The sequence below is a fragment of the Sphingomonas sp. UYAg733 genome, assembly GCF_054057355.1.
In genome coordinates, this window is sequence record NZ_JBSRZE010000004.1 from 193425 (window position 1) to 205581 (window position 12157).

The 12157-nt window shown below is 62.5% G+C and carries 9 protein-coding genes and 1 tRNA gene; 7 read left to right on the forward strand and 3 right to left on the reverse strand.

Annotated elements, in window-relative coordinates; translation table 11 throughout:
• Positions 1–184 precede the first annotated feature (184 nt).
• From ACVWZA_RS10015 to ACVWZA_RS10025, 3 genes are all read left to right on the forward strand, one after another.
• Positions 185–3220 (forward strand): TonB-dependent receptor plug domain-containing protein, encoded by a 3036-nt coding sequence (locus ACVWZA_RS10015; RefSeq protein ID WP_457311052.1) that lies wholly within the window; start codon positions 185–187, stop codon positions 3218–3220.
• A gap of 154 nt (positions 3221–3374) precedes the next feature.
• The gene (locus ACVWZA_RS10020; protein ID WP_457311053.1) at positions 3375–4517 is read left to right on the forward strand and encodes a serine hydrolase domain-containing protein; all 1143 of its coding nucleotides are present in this window, start codon (positions 3375–3377) and stop codon (positions 4515–4517) included.
• Between the two features lie 64 nt (positions 4518–4581).
• On the forward strand, positions 4582–6630 hold the full coding sequence (locus tag ACVWZA_RS10025) for an NAD(+) synthase (RefSeq protein ID WP_457311054.1): 2049 nt from the start codon (positions 4582–4584) through the stop codon (positions 6628–6630).
• Positions 6631–6884: 254 nt separating this feature from the next.
• On the opposite strand, the gene ACVWZA_RS10030 is transcribed toward ACVWZA_RS10025, so the two are convergent.
• Together ACVWZA_RS10030 and ACVWZA_RS10035 are read right to left on the reverse strand one after the other, a co-directional pair.
• Positions 6885–7217 (reverse strand): DUF6481 family protein, encoded by a 333-nt coding sequence (locus tag ACVWZA_RS10030; RefSeq protein ID WP_457311055.1) that lies wholly within the window; start codon positions 7215–7217, stop codon positions 6885–6887.
• Between the two features lie 39 nt (positions 7218–7256).
• Positions 7257–7346 (reverse strand) — tRNA-Ser (locus ACVWZA_RS10035).
• A 147-nt stretch (positions 7347–7493) separates the two neighbouring features.
• Here ACVWZA_RS10035 and hspQ point away from each other — a divergent pair.
• On the forward strand, positions 7494–7874 hold the full coding sequence (hspQ, locus tag ACVWZA_RS10040) for a heat shock protein HspQ (RefSeq protein WP_457311056.1): 381 nt from the start codon (positions 7494–7496) through the stop codon (positions 7872–7874).
• A 69-nt stretch (positions 7875–7943) separates the two neighbouring features.
• Here hspQ and ACVWZA_RS10045 read toward each other — a convergent pair whose 3' ends face one another.
• Positions 7944–10544: a TonB-dependent receptor plug domain-containing protein gene (locus ACVWZA_RS10045; protein WP_457311057.1), complete on the reverse strand. Its 2601-nt coding sequence runs from the start codon at positions 10542–10544 to the stop codon at positions 7944–7946.
• A gap of 235 nt (positions 10545–10779) precedes the next feature.
• Here ACVWZA_RS10045 and rplU point away from each other — a divergent pair, with 235 nt between their 5' ends.
• The 3 genes from rplU to ACVWZA_RS10060 all read left to right on the forward strand — a co-directional run bounded on the left by rplU (position 10780) and on the right by ACVWZA_RS10060 (position 12156).
• Complete coding sequence (gene rplU, locus ACVWZA_RS10050) at positions 10780–11160, forward strand: 50S ribosomal protein L21 (protein ID WP_457311058.1); 381 nt, start codon at positions 10780–10782, stop codon at positions 11158–11160.
• A gap of 16 nt (positions 11161–11176) precedes the next feature.
• A complete protein-coding gene (gene rpmA, locus ACVWZA_RS10055) occupies positions 11177–11446 on the forward strand; it encodes a 50S ribosomal protein L27 (protein WP_457311059.1) in 270 nt (89 codons plus the stop codon).
• A 167-nt stretch (positions 11447–11613) separates the two neighbouring features.
• Entirely contained in the window at positions 11614–12156 is a 543-nt protein-coding gene (locus ACVWZA_RS10060; protein ID WP_457311060.1) for a GNAT family N-acetyltransferase, read from the forward strand.
• Position 12157: the final 1 nt, after the last annotated feature.

The window sequence follows — 12157 nt, forward strand, 5'->3', positions numbered from 1 at the left end:
CGACCGCCCGGTCGAGATCAGTCAATGCCGCAGTGTGGCACAGGCGCAACGATATTGGCCATGTTTCATGGGATACATGCCATATGGCTATGGCTCTCCCCACAGAAACTATGGCGCAGCGCAACATTCTTGTTACTTAATAGCCAGGATCACACGGGAATACGTGGCTCAGGGGGTTTTTAACATGATTAGTTCCAAGTCGCTCAAATCGGTCCTTGTTTCGGGCACCGCTTTTGCCGCCCTGGCCTGCACGATTCCGGGCGCCGCATTCGCGCAAACCGAGGTAGCGCCGACCCAGGACGCGCAGGCCCAGCCTGCCGACGACCAAGACCGTGGCGAGATCGTCGTCACCGGCACGCGCATCGTCCGCGACGGCTTCCAGGCGCCGACACCGCTCACGGTGATGACGCAGGAAGAGATCGAGAACCAGTCGCCGTCCAATAACATCGCCGACTTCGTCAACCAGTTGCCGGCGCTCGCCGGATCGACGCGACCGGCCAATTCCCGCCTCAACCTCAGCAGCGGGCAGGCCGGCATCAACGCACTCAACCTGCGCAATCTAGGCGAGATCCGCACACTGGTGCTGCTCGACGGCCGGCGCTCGGTCGGCTCGACGATTACCGGACTGGTCGATGTCAACACGATCCCGCAGGGACTGATCAAAAGCGTCGAGATCGTTACCGGCGGCGCGTCGGCGGCCTATGGTTCGGACGCCGTTGCCGGCGTCGTCAACTTCGTCCTCGACAAAAAGTATGAAGGGCTGAAACTTTCCGCCGACAGCGGCATCACGACTTATGGCGACGGCGGCAACTATTCGTTCGAGGCAACCGCTGGTCATTCGTTTGCTGGCGGGCGCGGCCATATTCTGCTGAGCGGCGAGATCGCACACCGCGACGGCATCTTCAGCGTGGATCGCGACTGGAACGCGACGGGTTATGTGCGCATCCAGGATCCCAATTGGACGAGCACAAGCACCACGCCGCGATATCTGATCCGCCGTCAGGTCGGTGCGGCGAACTCGACCCCGGGCAGCCTGATCCTCAATTCATCCGGCGGCGTGGCCAACCGGCTGCGCGGCACCTATTTTGGCCAGGGCGGTCAAGTCCAGCAATATCAATATGGCGCGCTGACCTTTGCCTCGCCGAATGGCACCACTCCGCCGTCGCTGACTCAGGGCGGCAGCTGGCAAGTCAACGATTCCGGCCGCCGGATCGGTCTCGATCCTCAGGATGATCGCTATGGCGGGTTCGCGCGGCTCAGCTATGAGATCGGCGATAGTATCGAATTGTTCGCCGAGGGGTCGTACAACCGCCAGAAGGTTGTGTTCAACGCCGGTCCCAACCTTGCGTCCACTTCGACGGCCTTCAGTCTTGCCAATGTTGGCACCGGCGCGGCCGGTGCCAGCACGCTGGCGGCGGACAACGCCTATCTGATCAACGCGCTCGGCGCCGCAGCGCTGGCGGGGATCACCGGCGTGACGATCGGCACGACGGCGGCCGACCTGCCGTTCCGCGGCGTGAAGAATGAACGGAAGGTGCAGCGCTATGTGATCGGCGCCGAGGGCAAGTTCGAGGCGTTCGGCAAGGCGGCCCGCTGGGACATTTACGGGCAATATGGTCGCGCCGAGCTGCACGAAGAACTGACCAACGTCATGCACACGCAGCGTACGGCGAGCGCGGTCGACGCCGTATTCGCCCAGGCGGGCAATCCCGGCGGCTATGCCGTGGGTTCGATCCAGTGCCGCATCAACGTCGATGCGAGCGCCACGAACAACGATTCCAATTGCCGGCCGCTCAACCGGCTCGGCATCGGGGTCGCCGATCCAGCGGCTATCGCGTACATCCTTGGTAATCCTTATCGCGACGAAGTTGCCGAACAGACCGTAGTCGGCGCCAATCTGTCGTTGACGCCGTTCGCGACCTGGGCGGGTGACGTCAGTATCGCGGTCGGCGGCGAATATCGCGAGGAAAAGATCAGCGGTTTCGTCCCCGCTGAATTCCAGCCGACCGTCATCGCCAACCCCACCGGCGGCCTCACCACGAGAAACACCTGGTCAGTGGGTAACTACCTGCCGACCAACGGCAAATACAACGTGAAGGAAGCCTATCTCGAGACCGTCATTCCGCTTGGCTTGGGCCTGGAGTTCAACGGCGCGGTGCGCGCGACCGACTATTCGACGTCCGGCTATGTCACGACGTGGAAGCTCGGCGCGACCTGGCAGCCGATCGAGGACATCCGGTTCCGCGTGACGCGCTCGCGCGACATCCGCGCGCCCAACCTCAATGAGTTGTATCAGGCCGGTTCGTCGAACACCGATTCTGTAAACAATCCGTTCCTAGCAGGCGGTGGACCAAATGGAGGTAATTATGGGACGAGCATCTCCTATTCGGCACTGAACGTGGGCAACCCGAACTTGCGTCCCGAAAAGGCCAATTCCTGGAATATTGGCGCGGTCATCTCCCCGAGGTTCCTGCGCGGCTTCAACCTGTCGGTCGATTATTTCCGCATCGACATGAAGGACGCGATCGACACGCTTAGCGCGCAAGATATCGTCAATCGCTGCTTCGAGGGGCGGGCAGAGTATTGCGCCATCATCACGCAGGACCCGAACAGCGCGCCACGCATCCTGATCCGCAGCCAGCCGTTCAATTTTTCTCGCAAACTGGTTCGCGGTGTCGATTTCGACGCCTCATATCGTGTACCGCTCAGCGACATATTTGCCAGTGCTGGAGGCAGCTTCACCCTGCGGGGCGTGGCGACGCGCTATATCGAGAACATCAGCGATCCCGGCATTCCCGGTACTCTCGTATTTAATACGGTCGGTACAAACGGAGGCCAAGGCAGCACGCCAACCTGGATCTTCCGCGGGAGCGCAGGCTATGACTCAGAAACCACGTCGCTCAGCGTGGTGGGCCGCGGCGTAAGCTCGGGCAAATATGTCGCCAGCGGCATCGAGTGTCAGACCGGCTGTCCGCTTTCGACGACACAGCAGCCAACCTATGACGAAAACCACGTCTCGGGGCTGTTCTACGTCGACCTAAACCTGACGCAAAAGATCCCGTTCGGCAGTTCGTCCAAGGCGGAGATGTTCTTCAACGTGACGAATGTGTTCAATCGCGAGCCGTTACTGGTACCCGAAACCGGCCTAGCGGCGAACAGCACCTATTCGGACCTGCTCGGACGCGCCTTCCGCGTCGGCGTCCGTATCAAGCTGCGCTGATCGGCATGCCGGCTCCATCCCACAAAGGATGGAGCCGGGCATCGTCAGGCTCTGCTTCGAACGCGCTTGTGCTCGTTCGCGATGTCGCGAGTTTCAAAGCAGACTTCCGGACCAAACGCAGCGGTCGCCACGAAGAGAGCGATAAGCACATCGAATGATGCTTGCGATCGTCCTGCTTACCGCCGCCCAGCCGGTCGCGACCGTTCGCGTGACTTTCGATCGCAAGGGCGAGACCTCGGCCAGCACATCGGGTGTGGCCGATCTCGCCACTGGCCGTCCGGTGACCGCCGACGACCCGGTGCGGGTCGCCTCGATCTCCAAAATGGTCATGGCGATCGGCGTGGTGCGGCTGGTCGAGCAGCATAAGCTCGATCTCGATGCCGATGTCTCGACCTTGCTCAGCTGGCCGTTGCGCAATCCCGCCTTTCCCGACCGCAAGATCACGCTGCGGCTGTTGATGTCGCACCGGTCGAGCCTGACCGATGGTGTCGATTATGTCCTGCCGCTCGACGCCGATCTTCGTACGGTTGTTGCCGATCCCAAGGCATGGGATGCCGACCATGCACCGGGCAGCTACTTCCGCTACACCAACCTCAATTCGCCAATCATAGCGGCGGTGATGGAGCGCGCGACGGGCGAGCGGTTCGACCGGTTGATGGACCGCCTCGTGCTTGCACCGCTCGCGATCAAGGCCTGCTATAATTGGGCGAATTGCTCCGATGCCGTCGCGGCCCGGGCGGTCGTGCAATACCGCGCGGGCGAGCCGGTGAAGGACGACAATCACGGCGCCAAACCGACTTGCCCGGTCCAGCCCGCCAGCGACGGAAGCTGCGATCTCTCGCGCTGGCGCGCCGGAATGAATGGCGGAATCTTTTCGCCCCAGGGTGGCTTGCGTATCTCCGCACGGGGGCTGGCGAAGATCGGTCGATTGCTGCTGAACGGCGGTACGGTGGATGGCGTCAGGCTGCTCGGCCCGCGTTCGATGACGCAGCTCGAAAAGCCGTTATGGAAATTCGACGGCACCAATGCCGATACGTTGAACGGCTTTCATTGCGGTTACGGCCTTGGCGTGGCGTTCCTGGCGACGAACCTCAAAGGCTGTCGTGATGATCCGTTTGGCGATGGGCAGCCGCGCATGGGGCACGCCGGCGAAGCCTATGGCTTGCTCTCAGGCCTGTGGATCGATCGCAGGCACGGCACAGGTGTCGCTTATTTCGCGACCGATGTGCCGGTAATGCCGGGGACGCGATCCGCGTTCAGTGCGACCGAAGAAACGCTTGCCAAGCCGGGGCGTTAGGCCGTCGCGATAGTCCATGCGGCTGGCGTGGCGCTCTCGCCAAGAAGCCGCTAAACGCGGGGCCATGGCGAAGACACACCCATTTCATTCGATCCACAGTCACGGCCTGATCCGCGCGGGCGCCTGTACCCCGCATGCGAGCGTCGGCGATCCAGCGGCCAATGCCGCCGCGACGATCGCGCTGGCCAGGGACGGACACAAGCGCGGCGCTGACCTGCTGGTTTTTCCCGAACTCAATATCAGTTCCTATGCGATCGACGATCTGCACCTGCAGGACGCGCTGCACGCCGCAACCGACGCGGCCCTGGCAAAGGTCGTCACGGCATCGACGAAGCTCCATCCGGTGCTGCTGGTCGGCGCGGCGCTGCCGCGTAACGGGCGGCTGTATAATTGCGCGGTGGTGATTGCGCGCGGCCGCATCCTTGGCGTCGTGCCCAAGACCTTCCTGCCCAACTATCGCGAATATTATGAGAAGCGGTGGTTCGCGAGTGGTGCCGGGCTCTCTGGCGAGATTTTCGTCGCCGGGCAGAATGTGCCGTTCGGACCGGACCTGATCTTCGCGGCGAGCGACCTGGCGCATTTCATCTTCCATGCCGAGATCTGCGAGGACTACTGGGCCCCCACCCCGCCTTCGACGATGGGCGCGCTGGCCGGCGCGTTGATCTGCTGCAACCTCTCCGCCTCCAACATCGTGGTCGGCAAAGCGCGCGAGCGCGCAATGTTGTGCGCGGCGCAATCGGCGCGGGCGACTTGCGCCTATGTCTTTTCCGCCGCCGGGCCGGGCGAGAGCACCACCGATCTTGCCTGGGACGGCCAGGGAATGATCCATGAACTGGGTGAGTTGCTGGTCGAATCTGTGCGCTTCAAGCGCGATGCCGAGACGGTCTATGCCGATGTCGATTGCGGGCGACTGCTGCAGGAGCGGATGCGCGTCGGCACCTTCAACGACAGCGCGGTGCTCGCCGGCCACCCCGAAACGCGGTTCCGCCGCATCGCGTTCGAGCACAAGCCGAATTTCGCCGATATCGGCCTTGAACGCGCGATCCGGCGCTTTCCGTTCGTGCCCAACACGCCCGAAAAACTCGATGCCGATTGCTTCGAGGCGTTCAATATCCAGGTCGAGGGGCTGCTCAAGCGGTTCGAGGCGGCCAGGGCCGAGACATTGGTGATCGGTGTGTCCGGCGGGCTCGATTCGACCCATGCGCTGATCGTCGCGGCCAAGGCGATGGACCGGCTCGGCCGCCCGCGCGACCATATCCTGGGTTTCACCATGCCCGGCTTCGCCACCGGCGAGAGCAGCAAGAGCAATGCCTGGAGGTTGATGCGCGCACTTGGCGTGGCCGGCGACGAGATCGACATCCGTCCTGCTGCGCAGCAGATGCTGAGCGACATGGGACACCCGTTCGCCAAGGGCGAGCCGATCTATGACGTGACGTTCGAGAATGTGCAGGCCGGGCTGCGCACCGATTATCTGTTCCGCCTCGCCAATCAGCGCGGCGGGCTGGTGGTCGGCACCGGCGACCTGTCCGAACTCGCGCTCGGCTGGTGCACCTATGGCGTCGGCGATCAGATGAGCCATTATGCGGTCAATGCCGGCGTGCCCAAGACGCTGATCCAGTTCCTGATCCGCTGGTGCGTCAAGACCGATCAGTTCGACCGCGAAACCGATGCCGTACTCGAAGCGATCCTGGGGCAGGAGATTTCGCCCGAGCTGATCCCGGCCGATACCGATGGCGCGATGCAGAGCACGGAGGCGCGGATCGGACCGTACGAGCTCAACGACTTCTTCCTGCATTACACCATCCGCCACGGCATGGCGCCGTCGAAGATCGCATTCCTGGCCCTGCATGCGTGGCGCGATGTGCAGGCCGGGCGCTGGCCGATCGATTTTCCGCGTGACGGGCGCCACCAATATGACCTGGCGACGATCACGGGCTGGCTGGAGAAATTCCTGTTCCGCTTCTTCGTGACCAGCCAGTTCAAACGGTCGGCGATTCCCAACGGGCCGAAGGTTTCGGCCGGGGGCGCATTGTCGCCACGCGGGGATTGGCGTGCACCCTCCGACGGGACAGCGGCGCCGTGGCTGGCCGAACTGGCAAAGAATGTGCCGTAAATCCCGGCTTGCGGTTCTGGACGTTGCGGGCCGATGATTTGTCGGCACGATCCGCGCGACTTTGTTCGCCGCGCTTACCGTCGAGGCATTAGGAGCCTCGCGCCAGGCAAGCCTGACACAAGGCCGCTTCGCGTGCGGTAAAAGCCGCACCGCATCTCAACGCCGATCGAGATGGATTGGAGGATTACGTCTTATTGGCTGACCGCCGACATCTGTAACTAGCCTCACCGACGAGAGCCGACCCCTCGCCGCCCTTATTTCTTGCCTTTTTTCCGAGCGGCATATCGCGCGTCTCGCGCAGCCTTTTTCTCGGCTTCGGTAAGTTGCGCCCGTTCGACGACGGCCGCAGCCTCGGCCAGCACCGCTTCGGCCTTGGCGACCTTGTCGAGCTTGGCCTGTTCCACAGCCGCGAGCTTGTCGGCGCGGCGCTTGGCGTCGGCCACTTCCTTCGCGGCACGCGCCGCGGCGCGTGCCTCAGCGACCGCCGGGTCGATCGGCGGCTTGGCCTTCAGCTTGTCCAACGCCTTCTGCTTGGCCTGTGCGGCGAGCGCGGCGCGGTCCTGAAAGCTGGGTTCCTTGTAAGCCATCGGTATTCGAGCCTTTCGGGCGCGTCTGTAACATAAAACTGGCGGAGAGGGTGGGATTCGAACCCACGGTACCCGTGAGGGCACGCCGCATTTCGAGTGCGGTACATTCGACCACTCTGCCACCTCTCCGCAAGGTCATTTGATGCCTCTCCGGATGGAAGTCCGAAGCGATACCGGTCGATGAAGGCGGGCCTCTAACGTACCGCGCATTGGCTGACAAGCGGGTGCAGCCGCATCATCGCTTGTGCGGCGCAAAACAGTGACTAGATTGGCCCAATGCCCCGATCACATATTCCCATGACGCCTGCTGACCGCGACGTTGCCATGCCGCCGGTTGCGCACGCGCGCTTTACGATCGGCGATGTCGTACGCCATCGCGTGTTCGATTTCCGCGGCGTGATCTTCGACGTCGATCCGATCTTCGCCAATAGCGAGGAATGGTATGAGGCGATTCCGGAGGATATCCGGCCGCGCAAGGATCAGCCTTTCTATCACCTGCTCGCCGAGAACATGGAGTCGAGTTATGTCGCCTATGTCAGCCAGCAGAATCTGATTCCCGACGATAGCGACGAGCCGATCGACCATCCGGCGATCTCCGGTCTGTTCACCGACTATGCCGATGGCCGCTACACGTTGCGGCGCGAACACCGGCACTGAGGCGAGCCCATCACGACATAAAAAAGGGGGCCGAAAGGGCCCCCTTTTCCGTTGGTCGATCGCGTACGATCAGAACTTCACGCCGACCCGAGCATAAAGATACCGGCCGTTGAAACCGAACGGCGAGAAGCTTGAATAGGGAATGAAATAATTGTTGATCTGCGCCGCGGTTCCGTTGGTCGGAACGCGGGTCGGATAGACATCGAACAAATTGTTCGCGCCGATCGCAAGCTCGAACTGGCCGGGCGTCACGCGGATTTCCGCGTCCGTGATCCATTTCGGCTGCAGCACGACGTCGTTGACGGCCACACCGCCCGGCGAGAGCACTTCGCCATAACGATTGGTGCGCAGCGTTGCGCCGGCGATGCCCGCGATCCAATCCAGCCCGAGATTGAGCTTGGTGCGCGGCTGGCCCTGTTCGAGGCGCAACGATTCCTGACGACCGAACAGCGTGACGCCGGGAATCGGCGAGAGAACGTTTCGGCTGGTGATCTTCGTCGTGTTGTAATTGTATCCGGCGGTCAGCGTGAATTTGCCCGCGCCGAAATCGGGCACGCGATAGCTCGCCACCGCCTCGACGCCCTGGGTGCGAGTGTCGATACCGTTGATGAAGAAGCGAGCCGATGTGATGTTGTTGATGCCGGCGGCCTGGAGCACCGAAACCACTGCCGCTCCCTGCAGATTCTCGGTCAGCAGAATGCGATTGTCGATCTTGATGTTGTAATAATCGACCGTCAGCGTGAACCCGCCGCCCGGCGTCAGAGCGACCCCACCGCCGAAGTTGAGCGACTTCTCCGCCTTCAACGGCTTCGACCCCAGTGCGACCGCGACCGGATCAGCGACGGCGAAAGTACCGACCTCGACCAGTGTGCCGTTGACGTTGTTGGTCGCGAACGAGGAGAAGAACTGCTGCGCAAGGCTCGGCGCACGAAAGCCGGTCGAGATCGAGCCGCGAATCGCGCCCCATGACACAGGTGCGAATCGCGCGGCAAGCTTGCCGTTCACGGTGCTGCCGAAATCGGAGAAATGTTCGAACCGGCCGGCGGCCTGGATGCTGAAGGCATCGCTGACATCGGCATCCAGCTCGAGATAGCCGGCAACGCTGTCCCGCGACGTGTCGACCTCGTTCGACGGCTTGAAACCCGGGAACCCCTGAAAGCCGGCCGGGGCGAGATTGCTCGTCGCGAACGGGCCCGCCGCATAGCTTTGCAGGTCACCCGCGACCAATACATAATTCTCGTTGCGATATTCGCCACCGAACGCGAGGCTCAACGATTTGAGGAAGCCGACGTTCAGGTCCTTCTGCAGATCGAGGTTGACCGTGTTCTGACCGACGCGGGTGCCACCGGCATAGACGCGCTTCTGGCTGTTGGGGCCGAACGAGGCGTTGTAGCTATTCTCGATCGTGAAATCGAAGCGGTTGTGGCCGTACACATAGGACAGGTCATACTTGAACCCGGCCAGGTCGCCCTTGATGCCGACCGCCGCCGAATAATCCTCCATCTCGCTGGTGATCAGCGGCAGGAAGCCATCGGCATAGAATGGCACGCAGACCCCGCTGGCAAAGTTGCAGTTGCGCAGATCCTGGATCGTACCGCGAATCGCCGCATTGGGCTCGACTCCCGCGGCGCGGCGGTAAAAGGCCGCGCTCTCACCGTCACGGATGCTGTAGCTGCCGAATGTGTAAAGCTCGGCCGAACCGATATCGGCGCCGGCATTGACGAAGAAGTTGAAATCGGTCGTCTTCGCATCGCCATAACGATGACCGCGACGGTCGAACGTGGCTTCGCGCGGATCGAAGGCACCGGGCACGCCACCGACCAGCGGATAGGCGCGGCGCGGATCGAATCCGGCGCGGTTGGTCGCGTCGCGATCGCGATATTCGCCAGTCACGTTCAAATATCCGCTCGTGCCGACTGGCAGGCCGATATTCGCCGCATAGGTCATCGTCTCGCCGTCCTCGACGTGCAAATCCTTGCCGTCGGTATTGAGAACGAAGGTGCCGTCGCTGCCACGCACGACGGGTGCGCCGCCGCTGGTCTGGATGCCGGTCGCACCCTGCACGCCGGACATGTTGGTGATGTACTTGCCATAAGTCGCCTGGGCACGACCGCCCTCACGCTTCTTGAGCTGGATATTGATCACGCCGGCGATCGCGTCCGAACCATATTGCGATGCTGCACCGTCACGCAGCACGTCGATCCGGTCGATCGCCAGCGCCGGAATGGTGTTGAGATCGACCGCAGCCGAACCACGCCCGACCGAGCCGTTGAGGTTGAGCAGCGCAGTGGTGTGGCGGCGCTTGCCGTTGACCAGCACCAGCGTCTGATCCGGGGAGAGCCCGCGCAGCGTTGCCGGGCGGACCACATCGGTACCGTCAGTAATCGAGGGCTGTGGAAAGTTGAATGACGGGACGAGCTGATTGAGCAGCTTGTTGGTTTCGGTATAGCCCGATTGCACCAGCGCGTCGCCGCCGATCACATCGATCGGCACCGCGCTCTGTGCAACGGTACGATCCCGCGCACGCGTGCCGATGACGATGATGTCCGTGCCTGGCTCGGTCGGCGCGACCGCAGTTTCATCGGCGGTTTCGGTGACCGTTTGCGCCATGGCGGGCGCGACGAGCAGCGATGTCGAAAGCAATAGCGGTGCAATGAACGCGCGGCGCATGAAGTTTCCCCTGGATGATAATTATCTTGAGCCAAGCCTGCGCTTGGAGGCGCTGCAATCAAAGTGTCATCTTGATCCACGACGGTTTTGCCGTGACCGTGTTGCTGCGCCGCAACACACCAAAACGACTCCCTTCGCGGTTGACAGCCGCGCCCTCCTCGCCTAGCTGGCCACTCTTTCCCGCGTCGGGCTTGCCTGACGTGGGCCATTATCGTTTTGAAAGTGATGTAAGGCCATGTTCGCAGTCGTGCGCACAGGCGGCAAGCAGTACCGCGTCGCCGCCGGAGACAAGATCGTCGTCGAGAAACTCGACGGTGAAGCAGGTTCGTCGATCTCGTTCAGCGACATTCTGCTCGCCGGCGAAGGCAGCGAGCTGAAGTCGGTCGAGGGGCTGACCGTCTCCGCCGAGATCATTGCTCAGGCGAAGGCCGACAAGGTCATCGTCTTCAAGAAGAAGCGCCGCCACAATTATCGCCGCAAGAATGGCCATCGCCAGCAGCACACGATCCTGAAGATCACTGCGATCGGTGCCGAGGAAAAGAAGAAGGCAGCGCCCAAAAAGGCCGCAGCCAAGCCGGAAGCGACCGAGGGCGACGCCCCGGCAGCGACCGCCTGAGCCGGGAGTAGAATAGATGGCACATAAGAAAGCAGGCGGTTCATCGCGCAACGGTCGTGATTCGGCCGGTCGTCGCCTTGGCGTGAAGAAGTTCGGTGGCGAAGCGGTCATCCCGGGCAACATCCTCGTGCGTCAGCGCGGCACCAAATTCTATCCGGGCACCAATGTCGGCATGGGCAAGGACCATACCCTGTTCGCGCTGACCGGCGGCCGAGTCACCTTCAAGGAAGGCAAGCTTGGACGTAAATTCTGCTCGGTAGAAATTATGGCGGCCGCGGCCGAATAAACGGGCACCATTCGGGTTGCCCAGCAGGGCGACCCGGGTTTCCAACAGGAAACCTTAAAAAGGGAGACGGGTCGCCCCGCCTCCCTTTTTTCATGCTCCCTCCCCACCCATTGTCGCCGTCACGTCATGCTGGCGTGCTTGGCGACGGCGAGACGAGGAGAGTATCGATGTTCGCTCGGACTTCCAGACTGACGCTGCGTCCCGGCTGGCCGGAAGAGGCGCCTGCACTGACCAATGCAATCGCGCACGAAAGCGTGGCGATGAAGCTTGCCCGCCTGCCCTGGCCCTATCGTCAGGACGATGCGGCCGCGTGGCTGTCGCAGCCGCGCAGCGCGACTCACACCGACTTCGTCATCGTCAGCCACGAGCATGATTTCCGCATCGTCGGCGGCATCGGCCTGCGCGAGGAAGCCGGCATGTTCGATCTCGGCTATTGGCTCACGCCGACCGCCTGGGGTCGCGGCTACGCGACCGAGGCGGGCCGCGCCGTACTGCACATGGCGCGGCACGCGCTTGGGCTGAAGAAGCTGACCTCGGGCCATTTCATCGACAACCCCGCCTCGGGCAATGTGTTGCGCAAGCTCGGCTTCCGCGAGACCGGCCGCGCGCCGCTCTATTGCGTGGCGCGCGGACGCGAGGTGGCGAGCGTCAAGATGGCCCTCGACCTCGATGAGGACGACCGAACCGCGGACATGTGTCTGGCGGCTTAAA

Bases quoted from the DNA above. Each gene is read 5' to 3' on its own strand.
- ACVWZA_RS10015 (WP_457311052.1), top strand. From the start codon at position 185: ATGATTAGTTCCAAGTCGCTCAAATCGGTCCTTGTTTCGGGCACCGCT.
- ACVWZA_RS10020 (WP_457311053.1), top strand. From the start codon at position 3,375: ATGATGCTTGCGATCGTCCTGCTTACCGCCGCCCAGCCGGTCGCGACC.
- ACVWZA_RS10025 (WP_457311054.1), top strand. From the start codon at position 4,582: ATGGCGAAGACACACCCATTTCATTCGATCCACAGTCACGGCCTGATC.
- ACVWZA_RS10030 (WP_457311055.1), bottom strand. From the start codon at position 7,217: ATGGCTTACAAGGAACCCAGCTTTCAGGACCGCGCCGCGCTCGCCGCA.
- hspQ (WP_457311056.1), top strand. From the start codon at position 7,494: ATGCCCCGATCACATATTCCCATGACGCCTGCTGACCGCGACGTTGCC.
- ACVWZA_RS10045 (WP_457311057.1), bottom strand. From the start codon at position 10,544: ATGCGCCGCGCGTTCATTGCACCGCTATTGCTTTCGACATCGCTGCTC.
- rplU (WP_457311058.1), top strand. From the start codon at position 10,780: ATGTTCGCAGTCGTGCGCACAGGCGGCAAGCAGTACCGCGTCGCCGCC.
- rpmA (WP_457311059.1), top strand. From the start codon at position 11,177: ATGGCACATAAGAAAGCAGGCGGTTCATCGCGCAACGGTCGTGATTCG.
- ACVWZA_RS10060 (WP_457311060.1), top strand. From the start codon at position 11,614: ATGTTCGCTCGGACTTCCAGACTGACGCTGCGTCCCGGCTGGCCGGAA.